This window comes from Paracoccus liaowanqingii, assembly GCF_004683865.2.
Lineage (GTDB): Bacteria > Pseudomonadota > Alphaproteobacteria > Rhodobacterales > Rhodobacteraceae > Paracoccus > Paracoccus liaowanqingii.
Genome location: NZ_CP040757.1, coordinates 1 through 16958 on the forward strand (window position 1 = coordinate 1; position 16958 = coordinate 16958).

The 16958-nt window shown below is 55.8% G+C and carries 18 protein-coding genes; 12 read left to right on the forward strand and 6 right to left on the reverse strand.

Going from position 1 to position 16958, the window contains the following annotated elements:
• Positions 1–81 precede the first annotated feature (81 nt).
• From E4191_RS15945 to E4191_RS15975, 7 genes are all read left to right on the forward strand, one after another.
• Complete coding sequence (locus E4191_RS15945; RefSeq protein WP_139615500.1) at positions 82–336, forward strand: hypothetical protein; 255 nt, start codon at positions 82–84, stop codon at positions 334–336.
• Positions 337–725: 389 nt separating this feature from the next.
• Positions 726–1007 carry a hypothetical protein gene (locus E4191_RS15950; protein WP_139615501.1) on the forward strand — a complete coding sequence of 94 codons (282 nt, stop codon included), beginning with the start codon at positions 726–728 and terminating at the stop codon, positions 1005–1007.
• A 93-nt stretch (positions 1008–1100) separates the two neighbouring features.
• Positions 1101–2390, forward strand: coding sequence for a glycosyltransferase (locus E4191_RS15955; protein ID WP_139615502.1), 1290 nt, complete (start codon positions 1101–1103; stop codon positions 2388–2390).
• 287 nt (positions 2391–2677) lie between these two features.
• The gene (tnpA, locus tag E4191_RS15960; RefSeq protein WP_139615515.1) at positions 2678–3106 is read left to right on the forward strand and encodes an IS66-like element accessory protein TnpA; all 429 of its coding nucleotides are present in this window, start codon (positions 2678–2680) and stop codon (positions 3104–3106) included.
• Complete coding sequence (gene tnpB / locus E4191_RS15965) at positions 3103–3456, forward strand: IS66 family insertion sequence element accessory protein TnpB (RefSeq protein ID WP_139615503.1); 354 nt, start codon at positions 3103–3105, stop codon at positions 3454–3456. Before tnpA ends, tnpB begins: the two co-directional genes overlap by 4 nt.
• Positions 3457–3519: 63 nt before the next feature.
• Positions 3520–5172 carry an IS66 family transposase gene (tnpC, locus tag E4191_RS15970; RefSeq protein ID WP_139615504.1) on the forward strand — a complete coding sequence of 551 codons (1653 nt, stop codon included), beginning with the start codon at positions 3520–3522 and terminating at the stop codon, positions 5170–5172.
• A gap of 259 nt (positions 5173–5431) precedes the next feature.
• The gene (locus E4191_RS15975; protein WP_139615505.1) at positions 5432–6475 is read left to right on the forward strand and encodes a glycosyltransferase 61 family protein; all 1044 of its coding nucleotides are present in this window, start codon (positions 5432–5434) and stop codon (positions 6473–6475) included.
• 258 nt (positions 6476–6733) lie between these two features.
• On the opposite strand, the gene E4191_RS15980 is transcribed toward E4191_RS15975, so the two are convergent.
• From E4191_RS15980 to E4191_RS15990, 3 genes are all read right to left on the reverse strand, one after another.
• Positions 6734–7510 (reverse strand): hypothetical protein, encoded by a 777-nt coding sequence (locus tag E4191_RS15980; protein ID WP_139615506.1) that lies wholly within the window; start codon positions 7508–7510, stop codon positions 6734–6736.
• A 660-nt stretch (positions 7511–8170) separates the two neighbouring features.
• Complete coding sequence (locus tag E4191_RS15985) at positions 8171–8467, reverse strand: hypothetical protein (protein WP_139615507.1); 297 nt, start codon at positions 8465–8467, stop codon at positions 8171–8173.
• 239 nt (positions 8468–8706) lie between these two features.
• Complete coding sequence (locus E4191_RS15990) at positions 8707–8859, reverse strand: ribbon-helix-helix protein, CopG family (protein WP_228461770.1); 153 nt, start codon at positions 8857–8859, stop codon at positions 8707–8709.
• Between the two features lie 100 nt (positions 8860–8959).
• Here E4191_RS15990 and E4191_RS15995 point away from each other — a divergent pair, with 100 nt between their 5' ends.
• The gene (locus E4191_RS15995; protein WP_139615508.1) at positions 8960–9166 is read left to right on the forward strand and encodes a hypothetical protein; all 207 of its coding nucleotides are present in this window, start codon (positions 8960–8962) and stop codon (positions 9164–9166) included.
• 208 nt (positions 9167–9374) lie between these two features.
• The gene (locus tag E4191_RS16000; protein WP_139615509.1) at positions 9375–9572 is read left to right on the forward strand and encodes a hypothetical protein; all 198 of its coding nucleotides are present in this window, start codon (positions 9375–9377) and stop codon (positions 9570–9572) included.
• A 76-nt stretch (positions 9573–9648) separates the two neighbouring features.
• On the opposite strand, the gene E4191_RS16005 is transcribed toward E4191_RS16000, so the two are convergent.
• Positions 9649–10110 (reverse strand): BLUF domain-containing protein, encoded by a 462-nt coding sequence (locus E4191_RS16005; protein WP_139615510.1) that lies wholly within the window; start codon positions 10108–10110, stop codon positions 9649–9651.
• Positions 10111–10810: 700 nt separating this feature from the next.
• Between E4191_RS16005 and E4191_RS16010 the strand changes: the two genes are divergently transcribed.
• Positions 10811–13084, forward strand: a complete 2274-nt coding sequence (locus tag E4191_RS16010) for a PAS domain-containing protein (RefSeq protein ID WP_228461772.1) — start codon at positions 10811–10813, stop codon at positions 13082–13084.
• 46 nt (positions 13085–13130) lie between these two features.
• On the opposite strand, the gene E4191_RS16015 is transcribed toward E4191_RS16010, so the two are convergent.
• Positions 13131–13319, reverse strand: a complete 189-nt coding sequence (locus E4191_RS16015) for a hypothetical protein (RefSeq protein WP_139615511.1) — start codon at positions 13317–13319, stop codon at positions 13131–13133.
• 276 nt (positions 13320–13595) lie between these two features.
• On the opposite strand from E4191_RS16015, the gene mobV reads away from it, so the two are divergent.
• Both mobV and E4191_RS16025 read left to right on the forward strand, forming a co-directional pair.
• Positions 13596–14816, forward strand: coding sequence for a MobV family relaxase (mobV, locus tag E4191_RS16020; RefSeq protein WP_176562755.1), 1221 nt, complete (start codon positions 13596–13598; stop codon positions 14814–14816).
• 521 nt (positions 14817–15337) lie between these two features.
• A complete protein-coding gene (locus tag E4191_RS16025; RefSeq protein ID WP_139615513.1) occupies positions 15338–15919 on the forward strand; it encodes a GntR family transcriptional regulator in 582 nt (193 codons plus the stop codon).
• Between the two features lie 27 nt (positions 15920–15946).
• Here the strand turns inward: E4191_RS16025 and E4191_RS16030 are convergent, their stop codons facing one another.
• Entirely contained in the window at positions 15947–16552 is a 606-nt protein-coding gene (locus E4191_RS16030; protein WP_139615514.1) for a hypothetical protein, read from the reverse strand.
• Between the last annotated feature and the right edge of the window lie 406 nt (positions 16553–16958).

Sequence of the window (16958 nt, forward strand, 5' to 3'; positions counted from 1 at the left end):
GTTTGTCTCAACCTTCGGCTTTTCTTGCAAGCATGATCAACTCCCTTCATTCTCCTGCCTTTGCAGGTGATAGAGTGGCTTATGAACACCGATGAGTACCGGGCTATGTTCCGATCAGTTGGCCTGACAGAGGATCAGCTCAACACCGTGATGAATTATTTCCTCACCTTCCGCGAGGCGCCCCAAATCACCTCCACGAGTTGTTTTGAGATGGCCACGGCCATCTACGCAGTGATGGATGGCAGTCTGAACCCTGCCGATCTCCACAGCCCTGCGGCGCGTTATATGATTTCCCTCGGCACCCGGATTGCAGCTTGGGAAGCCCAGGCAACCTGACGCCCCGGCTCAACCTCCAGCCCCTGCTGTTTCCGTAAGCAGGTGTTATGACCCGGACAACTCCGTCCAATCTGATCACGCGGCGGTTGTCATGTTCGGGGTCTTCGGAAGGGGAAAAAAAATGGCATTTTGGCTTTCGCACTATTTTGATCCGCCGCCAACGTCGCTCTTCTTCGCCCCCAAAGCCGCTCTATCTATGAGGGGTAGAGCGGCGACGCGGCGAAGTTAGCCTTCCAAATTCTCCGCTATCTGCACCCAGCTACCCTGCCAGCCTAGGTAATAGGCAGAAACGCAAAACTCTACTGTTCCAGTTTTGCCTGCACCGGAAACAACAGCATTGTAGTCCTGACATCATGCTAGAATTTTTTAAATTTCCATGAGAATTTGACATGCCCGAGGATGATACTGCTTCAGAGCAAAGGAAGGGAGCGGGTGGCTCCCGGAAAATTCCGGTCGGCGAATACAATCATCACGAAGAACCTGAAATTTCATATTATCGGCCATCGAAAGCTGATATGAAACATTTTAACCTCCAATCAGAGGCGAAGTGCCTTATCCCCCGCGAAGTGAAAGGGGCAAATAATTTAGTTGCTCTGCTACAGTGGTATTTGATTGCAGCTTTCTTATTTACCTTGCTGGGGGTTCTTATTTTTTGTTGGTTTTACAGCTGAGGTGACGGCTGCCCCCACCATCAATGCTTCCAACCGTGATCTCGCTCTCGATGCCGTTGCTCTGCCTGTTCCGATGTTGGCAAAGGATATTGTGTGTCCCGTTTACGTGTTCTTGTCCTAGCCGAAAGCTGCAATCCTGACTGGCCGTCGCTGCCGGTCGTTGGCTACAAGTATGCTCGCGCTTTGGGGCAGGTTGTTGACATGACTTTGGTTACTCACATCCGCAACCGCGAGAACATCGAAATGACCGGCGAAATGACCGGCAGTATTCACTACATTGACAATGAATGGCTCGCGGCTCCCATGTATCGGCTAGCAAGTCGCTTGCGGGGCGGTTCCGAGGTAGCTTGGTCGACCAATCAGATAATGGCCTATCCTCCCTATTTGTTCTTCGAACGGCAGACTTGGTCGCGCTTTAGAAAGGATATGAAAGCAGGGGCTTTCGACCTTGTCCACCGAATCACACCAATGTCGCCAACGCTCCCGTCTTGGATCGCGGGCCGGGGCAACCTGCCTTTCGTAATAGGCCCACTGAACGGCAACCTGGATTGGCCAACTCAATTTGCTGAGGAGCAGAAGCGCGAGCGTGAAAGGCTGAGGAAGCTGAGGGATCTCTATAAGTTCCTGCCTTATGCCCGGCGGACCTATCGCCGCGCCTCGGCAGTTCTGGCAGCCTTTGAACATACGGTTCGCGATCTTTCAGATGCCGATCCTGACCGGGTCATTCCCATGCCCGAAATCGGCTTTGATCCGCAAATTTTCTATGCCGAGGGGCGGCGCCCTGCTTTTTCAGGAAGCGCTCCCTACCGGTTCCTCTATGCCGGGCGGCTTGTGCCCTATAAGCTTCCTGAAGTCGCCATTAGGGCCTTTATAAGCTCACACCTTCTTCGGTTGCATCGCCTGCATATAGTTGGGGACGGGCCCGAGCTTGGCCGCCTACAAAAACTGGTTGTGAGCGCCGGCGCCGAAAACCAAGTTTTTTTCGAGGGTCGCAAAACTCAGTCTGATGTAGCTCAATCTATGCGGGACTGCGACGCCTTTGTCTTCCCATCGATCCGGGAACTCGGGGCAGGCGTGGTAATCGAGGCCATGGCCTCCGGAATTCCTTGCATTGTCGCCGAATACGGGGCGCCGGCGGATCTGGCCGCAAAGGGCAGAGGGATCCGCATTCCCCTGGCGAGTAGGGAAGAAATGATCATTACCTGCCGCCAGAAGATGGAAGCCTGCGTACAGGGGAATGAAGATATTCAAGCGATCACAGAACGTGCCAAAACCTATGCCACAACGCTGTATAAGTGGGAGCGCAAAGCAGCATATACACTTGAAATTTATAGGACAGTTTTGGAAAAACGCTCTTTGAAGGGGCTTAAGGATTACTTGTAGCTACGGCATCTTCCTCTACTTTATTGGTCGTGCATGCTCCCCGCCTGCCACCATCTGGCACAGCGTCTCCGCCCGATCGGTAGTCATGGTTTGCTATGCCTATGCTGTTTGCTGCCGTTCGTGGTAGTGTTGATAATTGTTGTTATGCGGCGAAAAACCCCCGCACGGTTTCTTTCGCGGGGGTTGTGAGAGTACGGTATGCGCCGTCCCCGCCCCATTGATTTCTGCGGTTTCCCGACGCTGGCCGAGCGGCGAGTCTCGTTCTGAGCATTCAGATGGAGATGAAGATGGCGGATGGCGGCGACGGGTTTGACGGCTGCATCGAGGTTGTGCGGCGGACACGTGGATATCGGCGCTGGCCGGATAATGTGAAAGCGCGGATTGTGGCCGAGAGCTTTCAGCCGAGGGCGCGGGTGGCGGATGTGGCGCGTAGGCATGATCTGGCAGCGCATCAGCTTTCAGATTGGCGGCGTCAGGCGCGCAAGGGCCGTCTTGTCCTGCCCGCTGACGCCATGGCCGGTGTGGCGTCTGACGCTTTGCCAGCCTTTGTGCCGGTTTCGGTGGAGCCTGAGGATGTCGGTCTGTCTGCGGATCCCGAACGGACCGTCGGGGTCATCACGATCGAGATCGGCAACGATCTGGTGCTGCGGGTTCCAGGCGATGTTCCGGTAGAGCGGGCAGCAGCAGTGGCGCGCGCTTTGCGAGGATCGGCATGATTGTCGCGGGACAACGCCAGCCAATCCTGATCGCGACGCGGCCGGTGGACTTCCGCTGCGGCCATCGCGCCCTGGCGCTGATCGTGCAGACCGAGCTGAAGCTCGATCCGCATTCCGGGGTGACAATCGTGTTCCGTTCGAAACGCGGCGACAGGCTGAAGATTCTGGTTTGGGACGGAACAGGTCTGGTGATGGTTTACAAGGTTTTGGAGCAGGGCAGCTTTTCCTGGCCGAAGGTTCAGGACGGGACAATGCGGCTGTCGCGAGCCCAGCACGAGGCATTGTTCGAAGGTCTGGACTGGCGCCGGATCGTTGCGCAGCGGGTTGCTCCACCCATTGCAGCGGGGTGATTTACTCGGCTGTTGTAGCGTTGTTTTATTGGTCTTTCCTGTCCGGAAAGGCTATGAATCCGCATGTCGCAGCCCTTCGATCTCAGCCTGTTTCCAGACCTTCCGCCCGAGGTTGTGAAGGCGTTCGAGGCCGCGCAGTTCGAGCTGTCGGTGGAGCGTGCGGCGCGTCAGCATGAACAGGCGGTGGGGGCCGAGAAGGACGCCTTCATCACCGAACTGAAGGCCCTGATCGAAAAGCTGGAAGGCCAGGTCGGACAATACCGGCATGCGAAGTTCGGGCCGAAATCGGAAAAGCTGGACCCTGCACAGCTCGAGCTGGCGCTGGAGGATCTGGAAGCCGCCATCGCCGAAACCCAGGAACAGATTGCCGCGGTCGAGGCGAAGATCTCGGCCAGCGAGACCGATCCCGAGAAGAAGGTGCCGGGCAAGAAGCGCAAGGCGCGCTCCTTGCCGCAGCATCTACCACGCGTCGAGCGTGTCATCGAGCCAGACAGCATTGTCTGCCCTTGCGGCTGTGGCGACATGGTCCGGATCGGGGAGGACCGAACCGAGCGCCTGGATTACATCCCGGCACGCTATCAGGTGATCGTCTCCGTCCGCCCGAAATACGCCTGTCCCAAAGGGCGTACGGGCGTGGTTCAGGCGAGAGCTGCAGCGCATCTTCTGGAGGGCAGCTGGCCCACCGAGGCGCTCCTGGCGCAGATCGCGGTGTCCAAGCATTCCGAACACATGCCCCTCAACCGCCAGGCCGTGGTCATGGCGCGGCACGGTGTGCCGATCGACCGATCGGTCCTCGCCGACTGGATGGGTCGGACCGGTGCGTTGATCGCCCCGGTCGTGGACCGCATGGCGGTGCTGCTGAAACAGGGCAGCACCCGGCTCTATGTCGACGAAACCACCGCCCCCGTGCTGGACCCCGGGCGAGGCAAGACGAAGGCCGGTTATCTCTGGGCGGTGCTGCGCGATGACCGGGGCTGGAACGGCCCCGCACCGCCGGGGGTGGTGTTCCACTATCGCCCCGGCCGGAAGGGCGACTATGCCAATGAGATACTGACCGGCTTCAATGGCACGATCCAGGTTGACGCTTATGGCGCCTATACCCACCTGGCCACACCAAAGCGCACGGGCGGCGATCCCTTGCGGTTGGCTTTCTGCTGGGCCCATGGACGGCGCAAGCTGATCAAGGCCAAGCCGAAAAAGGGCTCGCCCATCGTCGACGAGGCGCTGGTGCGCATCGCAGCGCTCTACAAGGTCGAGGATGTCATCCGCGGGGCGGACCCCGTTCATCGCCGGGCGGTTCGCCTGGAATTGTCCTGCCCTCTGGTGGATCAGTTCTTCGCCTGGCTGGCCGCCCAGGCCGCACGCATCTCGCGCAAATCCGACCTCGGCGTCGCGCTCGCATACATGCTGAGGCGCCAGGACGGCTTCCGGCTTTTCCTCGAGGATGGCCATGTCGACATGGACTCCAACCTGGTCGAGAATGCCATCCGCAGCCCGGCCATGAACCGCCGCAACGCGCTTTTTGCCGGCCACGATGAGGGCGGCCGGTCGTGGGCGCGCTTCGCCAGCCTGATCGGATCCTGCAAGATGAACGGCGTCGAACCCTATGCCTACCTGCGTGATCTCTTCACCAGGCTCGCCAACGGCCATCTAGACAAGGACATCGATGCGTTGATGCCGTGGGCCTATGCCGCCACCCCCAGCCCCTCACAATGAGCTCATCCGGGAGTCCCCAGTGAGCTCATTCTGAGCACTCACGAAGGCCAAAGCGCCAGCCGGGCGCACCAAGAACCTGAACCGCAAGCGAAATCACGATGGGGCGGGAACGGCGCATACAGAGTACGGCCGTCGAAACCTGATCCCGTCACAGACCGGATCTCAGAAAATCCGAGATTCCATCCAAAAAGACCAGCATAAAGACAGGTATTACGGTCCTATCTTGTCGCTATGCTATGGTTTTATTCTAAGGTCAAACATGACTCTTTTGCCTCTTGTACATCGCTTTCGTAAACGAATTGGGTTTTTTCAGAAACTTCAGGATGCCGCTGCCGAGATTCTTGTTCTCGCGCCTGAAGAGAAAAATCAGAGGCTCGCAGCCATCAGCTTACCCGCGCAGATAGACCGGATTAGGGCGGTACAGTCAGATACAAGTCTAGATTATGAAGCTTCTCGCTTAACTTCCGGTGAAATAAACCATACACCAACCCGCGCCTTTTTACTAAAAAATGCATGGTATATAAATGGAGTTATTTTTGCCGGTAACGCGCGCGAGCCGCAAGTTCCAGAACGAGAGTCCTTAATCTCCTTTGAAAAAACAAAGCATCTTACTCGAGCTGCTTTTCCATCCTCATTGGTGGGCTCCCAATACTTTGGCCATCACGTTGTAGATGACAGCGCCACAACACTTCTGGCAAATGAATTTGGCCCAGTATTTCGGGCTCCTGCAAAAGCAGCTAGGACATGGCCACATGCGGCTGCATATCGAACCCGATTAAATATAGAAGCACCAGTATTGACAAAAGCCCGCGTAGCCGAAGCTTGGGTGTTTCAGGATTGGGGTATGACAGGGCATCGCCGCGATCGACTAATAAAATTGCGCCTGCAACTACGAGATACCCCAGGATCACGTATAGGCCATGGAGTATTCTTGCGTCGACGTGGCAGTGGGGCGGCTCGATTATTAGCTAATGAGCAAGAAATTGAGGAAAAGCTATCTAGCTTAGGCTTTGAAATTATTGATCCGACCAATGACTCGATAGAGAGCATTATTATGCGATGCCGTGATGCAGGCATAGTTGTTGGAGTGGAAGGAAGTGGTCTTGCGCACGGCTTTCTAAGTTGTGCGCCAAATGCGAAGTTTCTAGTTCTTCAGCATCCTTATCGATTCAACAATGTATGGAAAGATTTTACTGATGCCTTAGAGATGCGCTATGCCTTTTTGGTTGGGGAAGGTACGAAAGACTCTTTTCACATTAGTCCTGACGAACTTTGTGCAACGCTCGATCTACTATCGTTTTGAACCTTAAAGGAGACTTAATGCTTTCGTCGCGCCGGTGGATGCGTGGCGCGTATCTAGAAAGACTTGGCCGCCCACCTTGCGCCTCTTTGCCCGGCTTGGAGCGACATACATGGAAATTTTTGAACAGGTCTTATGACACGGATCTTGAGACCGCGTGGGGTCGCGCACGGATTGTGCTTTTAATGATGCGAAACTTGATCGTCCTGTGTCCGGCGCAAGGCTTCCGCAAGCTGTGGGAAGGAGCTGCCCTCCTAGCACTTAGCTGTAAAGGTTATTCAATCGTTCGTAGATTGAACTCTGGCCGGATCTGAAGCTGTAGATATCTTTATTTGCCAGACATGATGAGAAAAAATGCGCGATTTCCACTGAGGAGAGAGACTTGGAATCCATTGGCGATATAATTGAAGAAACGCCTTCAACAATTTTCTCGCCATTATAGTGTACATAATTATCTAGCCGGTGCTTCTTAACGAGGTCTGTTAGCACTCCCATGCCAAAGACGCCCCACCGAAATTTAGAAAGATCCCACGAACCTGTAATGGCCCGATTTGCAGAAATACGCACAGATCTATGCCAAGCCATGTATCTTAAGAATTTCATAGGGCTGTCGAAATAGCTTAGCGCATCTTTGCATATATCGCTATTTGCGGGCATTTTAATGGCGTAATTATTGACAGAGTGACCAAAAGATTTGTGGGTTCCTCCAACAAAAAAATACTCATCTGCTGGGTTGAAAGGCTTAAGCAATGCCACATCGGCATCTAACCACACCTTCCCCGTCATCGCTATCATACGCAATCGAAACCAGTCTGCAAATGTGGCGTAGCTGCCGGTCTTTTTGTAGGTAAACACATCTTTCTTTGGTATTATAAAGGAAGCATCTTCCACGATAACCCCTTTGGGGGCACATACATCAGAGTATGTGTAGAGGGTTACTTCATGGCCATTTCCAGCCATTGAGGAAATGCAGAGCCTTTCAATGTCTGGAAGCTTTCCCCCAATCCAAAGCGTACCAATTTTTGGTAAAGAGTTCATTGGCTTCCTTAAGTATTTATTGATGATGGCTGCGAAACAGGTACCAGGCATTAGGCTTTCGGGACCCTCGACATGGACGAGTTTTACGACACCGAAAACCCCGGAGCGATCTCTCGCGCCGGGGTTGTCAGAAATAAAAAACTGGACGCCTCATGAACATCCCATAAACGCGAGCAATCGGCGTTCGGTTCCCGCTAAGAAAGAGTTCGCAGTGAGCGAACTGGCGGGCGTAAGTTCACGCCTTTGATTGGATCTGAAGTGTCAGATCGACCCGGACAAGGATCGCCCGCGCCTCCGCCACGCGATGGCGCGCGTCGGCTAGATCTGCCTGTGTCTCTGCCAACCGGCGGGCCGCCTCAGCTACCCATGCCTGGCAAGCACGAACCTCTAGATCTGCGAATGTGATTTCACTGGTAAGGCGCGAGCACAGAGCGTCAAGGTCAGGGTGAGGTTTCATGGCGTTGCACCTGACACCCTGCTAGGGCTTCACTTCACTTCGTTTCATTTCGTTCCATTTCGCTGCGTTACGCTTTGGCAAGAAAACCAAAAGACGCAGCAGAAGTCATCGGAAGATGGAGACGCACAACGGCGTCAACGGCACGCCAGAAAACTCCCCAATCGCTCGATCCCTGTGGTCTCGCTCATGGGGATTTTTAGCGATCAGGACCGATCGCCGCCGAACTCCGAGAACGCGTCGCGGACGCGTTGCGCCTCAGCGGCGTCGTCCACGTTAACCGATACCCTGATCCGGTCGTTAAGCGCTGCGTCCTCACGTTCAGAGGGACTTGGAGAGTCGGAGGCATTGTCCCCTCCGGACGTGTCTTCTCCTGCGCTATTCAACGCGCCGTCTGCCACAATCTCGATGGCCTTTCGGTCCAGGCCGAACTCTTGCACCAACCGCTCGATGCTCATTTCCGCCTCGCGCCGCGTTTCGAACGTCGCTTCAAGAAGTGCCATATTCGCCTCATTGTGATGGGTTCAGGTTGCTGATGGCTAACCCGTCATAGCGATGCACAACGTGTCCGGCTGGCTCATGGGTCCAGCGATTCAACAAGGCGGACTTGGGGGTGTTGTGACACGAAAAAACCCGGTGCGATCTCTCGCGCCGGGGTCGTCAGGACTTGGCAGCTAAAGGAGCCTGACCAGCCTATCAAAGCGAGGCACCGGCCTAAAGTTCCCACGAGCTGGTGGCCGTTCTAGGCTGTGTTGGGCAGGACCTGCTCGATCAGTCTGCGGATCACCTCGGGCCGGGATGGCAGATCCGCGGCCTGGCGCCGAGAGGCGTCCAGGCGCTCGGCCATCGCGGCCGGCATGCGGACCAGAACCTGCACCTCTTTTGCATCAGCCATGGGGGATCCCGATATTTTTTTCGACCGGACGCGCGGGCGCCAAATATCATGATATCGGCGACTCTTGACCCCCGACAACTTGTCCAAATGGAGACCGACGATGCACCACGCCCCCGGCGCTTTTGCCGCTGCCTCTGTCCAGGATGACGAACCGTTTCTGGATCTGGTGGATCGGATGACTCCGGACCGCCTGCGCCAGCTGGCGGCGCTCTGCGCGGCCCGCGGGGGTGGTCTGGAGGGGATGGTGGGGCCGCTGCGCGCCTATGCCGAGGTTCAGGGCCGTTCAACCGCCGGGCGCGGTGCATAAAACCTAATATCGACGACACGAACCAACCCCCGGGCGAGACATCGCCCGGGGGTTGCGTATTTTTAAGTTCAGGATCAGCGGCGGCGGAGAGGGGTCAAGACCTCCTCGAGATTAGCCTCAACTGGTAAAGCGGCTCGACCAACTAAACTTTTGTGGTAATGTGAGCACCATAGAATCAACTTTAAGTTGTTTTTAGGGAGGTGATAATATGACGATTATTGGCGCTGATTTCTTTAGAATTCTGAGTCTTCGAGGGCCAATTTTTAAAGAAAATGGCAGTTTTGATCTAGATTTGTATTTTGGAATTAATGACGTGAAGCGTACTCTTCCGAGGCCTCAAGAATTCCCATGCCTCACCCTTGGTGATAGAGAAAATATTTCTCAGCGCCTGTCTGATGCAGTTTGATATAAAATTAAAAATATGTATTTCGTTTATTATAAATAAATAAACTGCCATTAATAAAATCAATAAATTCGCATTTTTACATTAATAAACTCTTCGGCACTTCGCAGTTCTCTGCCGAGACTATTCTTTCGGCATTTCCTGCAGAAATACGCTTGAATATCCTAATCACATCATCAGCCGGCAAGTTGGCAAAATTATAAATTCCATCCAGACCATATGCAGACATAGCCTCTTCTTTGATGCGTGACATGTGCAGTAGATGCATACTCCACGATTTAAATAATCTAATGTCGAGACGTTCTGATAAGAGAATTTTTAGATTGCGATGCCGGTTATCTAGCGTAATTCGCATAAAGCAATTAGCAATAGCCGTTTGACTGCCTTCGAGTAATTGTACGAAATCCTCGCTGTCCACAATCAGCGATCCGGTGATGTCTTCGCGCCTATTGTTTGCACGAGAGACGTCTAATATTTTCCCGATAGATTCAATTTCTATTCCGCCGTGATATGATGAGTAAATCAATCGATTGAGGATCATGCGGCTTCCATATATTACAGGTCATTATCTATTAAGCAGGCATCTTATTGCTTCTGATTTTTATTGCAAGAGCAATATTCCCATATAAAATAATTAGCAGCATTAGAAATTCACATTCTGGTAGCCACATGGTTTACCAAAGAAGATGTTCTAAATTTTGGAGCAAAAAGGTTCAGCACGAGTCTTATGAGGCGGAAAACCCCGGCACGGTCGATCGCGCCAGGGTTGTGATAGGGCTATGTCCAGATGTGGGCACACCCCTCAGCGGGTTGTCGAGTGGGTTGCGTCTCGGGCGCGCGCCGGTTGTCCTATGAATTCTTCCACTCAGCCTCGATTAGCTGTTCCAGTTCTGCGTGCAGCTCGTCTTGCTGAGCGGTGAACAAGCAGGGTTCTTGTCGCGCCTCTGAGGCACTTGGCGCAGAGGATCTTCCACCCTGTGGGCGAGCGCAATCAGGTAAGGAGGTATGTACGTCATCACCTCGAAACTGGGCACTTCCCTTCATGTTCCCGAAAAAGCCAGCCAAGGGTTGTGGGCAACGACGCCGGGGTTCATCGCAAAGATCGTATGCTACCTGAAACCGACGCAAGCATCCTAGTGCATTAAAGCGCAGTGCCAATTCAAACAAAGTCCTCCCTTTAATGACATCCCAAACCATCTAGTCTAGGTTGCAGAGAAGCTAGACTGGGGAATTTGATCGCCATGGTTGAAGCAAAAACAACCGATAACTGGCCCACTACTCCTGAAAGCGAGATGGCCGCGCGCATACGCGACTTCGACTGGTCGAATACACCTTTGGGTTCATCCGCGGACTGGCCACAAGCTCTTCGAGCTGCTGTGGATTTGATTCTGGACGCTTCCTTTCCTTCCTATGTTTGGTGGGGTCCAGATCTAGTCCAATTTTACAACGATCCCGCCATTGACGTGAACGGCAGCAAACATCCTGGTCTTCTTGGGACATCGGCTCGAACCGCTTGGCCGGATCTGTGGGGTATAGTCGGTGGCATTGCCGAACGGGTCTTCACTACGGGCCGACCCGAACGGGGCGAAGATGTTCCCATGGTTCCTGACCGCGGCGGTCCTAAGCAAACTGCTTGGTTTACATTTTCCTACAGCGCACTGCGAAATGAGACCGGTACGGTTGCTGGCTTGTTCATAACTGGGATCGAGACAACAGAGTTAGTGCGGGCTCAGATGGCGCTTCGCGACAGTGAAGAACGGCACCGGCTTGTGATCGAGAGTTGGGCGCAGGCTGTATGGGAGACGGACGCAAACGGTATGGTTGTCGCCGATAGCCCAAGTTGGCGGGCATATACAGGCCAGTCCCTGCAAGAGTGGCTAGGCTATGGTTGGCTTGATGCGATCCATCCCGACGATCGCGCATATGCTGAACAACAATGGCGGGAGGCCATCGCCGCGCGAGCGCCCGTCAATGCCGATTTTCGACTTCGCGTGCCGGGTAACGGTTGGCGCTGGACAAATGTTCGTGCCGCTCCCCGGTTTGGCTCGGAGGGTCATATTGAGAAATGGGTCGGAATCAACATCGATATCGACAGCCACAAACGCGCTGAAAACGAATTACGCATTAGCGAGGAACGCTTCAGGGAATTCGGCCGCGCATCTTCTGACGGTTTGTGGATACGGGACGCTAAAACGCTAAAGCTTCAATATGCCAGCGACGCCATGGAAGTTATCTATGGCCTTAGTAACGAGGCGATGACGGCCGATCCGATGGCTTGGCCGGCTCTGATCGTACCAGAGGACCGGGACGAAACATTTGGGTATATCGAACGCGTGAAGGCCGGCGAGTCCGTCGTTCATGAATTCCGCATCCAGCGTCCATCTGACCTGCAATTCCGCTGGATCCGCAGTGTCGGGTTTCCCTTGTTCGACGAAAGAGGGGACGTATCTCGATTGGCCGGCATCTCATCAGACATCACCGAACAAAAACAGCTGACCGAGCATCAGGGCATTTTGCTCGCCGAGCTCCAGCATCGCGTACGCAACATCATGGGCTTAATCCGATCAATCGGCAATCGCAGCGCCGTGGGTGCCTCGAGCGTCGAGGACTACCGGCAAGCACTTGAAGGCCGCATGCTCGCCCTGGCGAGGGTTCAAGCGCTGCTGACACGGGAAGCCAATGCAGGGGGATCCCTGCGCGACATCATAGAGGGCGAAGTCCAGGTCCAGGCATATCATCCACACCAGTTCAATCTGATCGGGCCCGACATCATACTCTCACCAAAAGCAGTGGAGGTGCTAACGCTCGCCTTTCATGAACTGGCAACAAACGCTCTTAAATATGGAGCGTTCTCCGTGCCAGAAGGCAGGCTGACGGTGCACTGGTCTCAGTTTGAGAAACGCGGCTCCCCATGGCTAGTTATAGACTGGGTCGAGGAAGGCAGGCCACCACAGCCGCCGCCGACACGTCGAGGCTTTGGCAGCGAACTCATTGAAGCGCGCATCCCTTACGAACTTGGTGGCATGGGCAAGGTCAGCATAGAGTCTGGCGGTGCCCGCTGCCGTATAGAGTTTCCGCTCCAGGATGCCGAAAGCATTCTCGAGACCGACGCGCCAATGCCGCTTACAACTTTCGGAGGAACCATTGACATGACTGGAGCACCCAACCTGACCGGCAGGATCATCCTCGTCGTGGAGGACGATTACTATCTAGCTGCCGATACTGTCGCTGCCCTGCGTGGGGCCGGTGCGACTGTGTTGGGGCCATGCCCGAGCCAGGAGACGACGCACGACCTGCTTAAAACCGAACTCCCTACACACGCCATACTTGATCTCAATCTCGGCGGCGGCGGGCCCAAGTTCGATATAGCGCAATTGCTTAAGGCCAGGAACGTGCCTTTCATATTCATCACCGGTTATGACCCTGATGTTATTCCGCCCGAACTGGCGGACGTTCCGCGCCTGCAAAAGCCAACACCATTCCGAACGATCGTGGAAGCAATAAGTCAGCTTTGAAGCGAATATCGCCCCGAGCAGCCACTTGTCTTCCTACCTAGGCGGCTCATTGATAGTCTTCTGCGTCACCGCTCTCATCGCCCGATGCCTTGTCCATAAACGCCGTGTCGTCTGATCTATTCAAGACGACCCCCATTTTCCTCACCCGCTCCTGAAGCGCCTTGACGCTCTGCGCGAGGGTCTGGTTAGCTTGATCCTCGACTGGCTTTTGCTGGTCAGGGTCTTGGTCTGGCATGGGCGCTCTCCTTTGGTGGGGAGTGTATCGTGGCAGGAAATGCAAACGTAATTTTTTACACTCCCCACGCCCCTCCGATCCCCGGCCCACAGCGCCCCCACAAGGCTGGCAAGGGCCGGGGATCGAGCCGCCGCAGGCGGCTTCTCCTGCTCTGGACGCGACGGCTGATCCATTTGAGGAAAATGTGCCCTTCCCCCGGCAGGGGCAAACGGATAATTTGGACGTAGGACAAATTGTCTAGTGAGTGCACATTTTACTTAAATGGGGGGCGCGACGATGGCAAATGCCGTGGATGCCGTGATGGGCAGGTTTGAGGCCGACAAGCGGCGCAACGGAGGCTCGTTGCCCAGGCCCCCTGTCGGGTCACGCCGCTTCGCGATCCTCCGGGTCGCCAAGATCAGCGGCAAGGGCAAGATGGCCGCCGCCGCCCAGCACAACCTGCGTGAACGCGACACCCCGAACGCCCGGCCAGAGGACCGCAGCCGCAACGTCCACCTGGCCGGCGCCAGGACGGCAGACGAGCTGATGAGGCTCTGGGAAGACCGCGCCCCAGAGAAGATCCGCAAGAACGCCGTCCACGCCCTCGAATACGTGGTCACAGCCTCCCCCGAGAAGATGGCCGAGATGGGCCAGACCAGGAGCGAGGACTACCTGCGCGATGCCCTGACCTGGCTGCAGGACAAGCACGGGGCCGAGAACATCCTCTCCGCCGTGATCCACAACGATGAGATCACCCCGCACCTGCAGGTCATGGTGATCCCCCTGGACGACCGCGGCAAGCTGAACGCCCGTGCCCTGGTCGGCGGCAAGCCGCAGCTCTCCGCCATGCAGACTGATTTCGCCGAACGGGTTGGGGTCAAATACGAGCTGGAGCGCGGCATCGAGCGGTCCGGCAGGCGTCATGAGGCCATCAGGAGCTACTACGGACGAGCCACAGCCAATGAGACATTGACCCTGAGGCTTCCAGAGCGCGCCAGAGGCGGGTTTCTGGGGCGTGGCGCGGAAACGGATGCCGAATACCGGGACAGGCTCTCAGAGGTCGCCTCAGAGGCTGTGAGGGCCGTTGCAGGCCGTCTGGCAGGGGACAGGAATGCCATCGCTCAGGAACTGGCCGAAGCGAAGTTGCGTGCAGCCAACAGCGAAGCCAAGGCCCACAGGCTTGGACGAGACCTCAATGTTCTCGAAGTTGCCTGCAATGTTGCCAGATACGACGGGTCTGATCGGGAAAAGGTCCTGGATCGGTTTCAGGCCGAGTACCTTGGACTGGCGGCCGAACTTTCGGAGGGGGTCCGTGACATCGTCGATGACATTCTCAACGAGAACGACCGACCAGGCTTCGAGGACATTCAGACGGAGCGTGAAGCTGCGGAACGCCATGCCCGCGAACAGGTCCAGGAACGCGATAGAGCAGCAGAACAAGAGCGCCAAGCACGCGAGAAAGCCGAACGTCAGCAAGACGAGCGCGATCGTGAGCGCGACGGTGGCTGGGAGAGGTGAGTAACCACCCCGGAGACATGCCAGGGCGGAGGACTGAACCAAGACCTATTTCACAAGCAAATCTTGCCCGTGTTGCAGCACGCAGGACGGCGGTTTTTAGGCCCTTTGTGGATAACCCTTTCCCCTTCTTGCCTGATCATCCCCATTCCCGCGTCGCTCTCACGGCAGCTGTACTGCGCCCCACAACCGTAATCCCAAGCTGAAAGCCTGCTGACAGGTAAAAACCGGGCCAGTCCGCGCCGGTCGGCGCTTGCTCCCTGACGGGCTGCTTCGCCCGACACGGCCCGCCCCGGTTGCTACCTGTAGATCATAAGAAGGCGAAAAATAAGCTCACGTTTTCGCTCAATTTTTTAGGTAGACCTGCATCATCTAGATGATGCACCCCTGCATCATCCGGAAGAGGCAGGGTGCATCATCAGCTTTCAGAATTTGAAAATCAATGGACGTGCATATATGGAACGTGTAGTTCCATAATTGGAAAGCTCGTGAACAGGGCTGCATCAAATGGGGCAGGGAAAGAAATGACTAGACAGCTACCAGTGCGAAAGCTGCGCGGGACATGGGTTCAGACCGAACGGGCAGCTCATGAGGAATGGGCGCAGCTCATTATCCGTGCACCGAAAGCAGCCGCCGTCATGCACATCCTCACGGCTCGCATGGGCGAAAATAACGCCGTGGTCATCTCACAGCGTGAACTCCAGGACGCCACTGGCGTCTCACGTCCCACGGTGCAGCGTGCTCTGAACACCCTAAGAGACGAAAACTGGATTGAGATTTGGCAGGTGGGCGAAAGCGGGACCGTCAACGCCTACGTCGTCAATGACCGGGTGGCGTGGCATGGGTCGCGTGATGGCATACGGCGCAGCCTCATGTCCGCCACCCTCGTGCTGTCTGAGCGCGAACAGAAGGGCAAAGAGCACCTCATTGGGCAGAACACACCTTTGAAGCATGTTCCGACACAGCTTCCCGGTGAACAGCAGCTTCCCTCCGGTGACGGCCTGCCGCCTGTCTCTCAGCCAGCTCTGCCCGGTATGGACGCGGACTTGCCTGCAACCCGGCGGCTCTATGACCCGGTGACAGGTGAGATGCTGGAAGGACAATGAGCACCATCAAGGGCAAGTGCTGCCCGCTCACCGGCCGGTCAGCCGTGCCCATAAGCTTTGAGGTTTCAACAGCGCTTGCCGGAGCTCGTCAGCCTCACGGGCTAGCCTGTCCTGTTCCTGCCGGGCTCGTTCGAGCTCGTTTCTAAGGCGTTCCGCCTCGTCCCGCCGTTCCTGGTCCCGCCGCTCAGCCTCCTGGCGCTCACGCTCACGCTCAGCCCGCTCACGTTCGACCTCGGTGCGGGGCGCTTCTAGAAGGCGTTGGCGCTCGTCTTCGAAGCGGTCAGCTCTATCCCGTTCCCGCGTCAGTGCCTCCTGAAGCTCAGCCAACCGTACCTCCGTCGCCTCCAGCTTGACCGCGAGAATAGAGGAACGCTCATCGAACCCCGTTTCAAAACTACCTGTAGAACGGATGTTCTGAGGCCGTTCTGGAACCTCGTTCAAGCTCGGCCACTCTTTTGGCGGGAACACTCTTTCGAACTCGCTGCGCTCAATTTCGTATTGTTCACCTGGTGAAGGCTGTGAGGCCGACAATGCGCCTTTCTGTATAGCCCGATGGATCTTGGATTTGTTGTGGCCGGACAGGTCAGCAGCCCGGCTGAGCGTAAGTTTAGTTTCCATCGTTCCACCGTTCATGAACCCCGTTTGGACGATAGCGCGGCGCTCGTTCCTTGCCTAGATAGAACTCATGAAACGAAAGCTGGAACCGTTTTATGGAACTGATGTAACGATCTGAACCGAAGAGGAAACTCCTCCTCTTGAACCAGCTTTTCCATATCTGGCGTTATGCGGCAGGGAGTGAAGGGGAAGGGGATCGGCCAGGGGTTTGCGGGTTCTGAATGGATCAGTGCGGCACCACCAAAGGAACCGGCTGGAACTGCAGTGTTGAAAGCTGAGAATGCGGCACTGCGGGCAGCGCTCAACCGTGAGCGCGAAATCGCGAATGATCTGATGGCGGATCGAGACGCATGGAAGCAGCAGGCCACAGCACTTCTTGCGGCGGCCCCGAAGCGCCGGGGGTGGTGGCCGTGGCACTGATCTA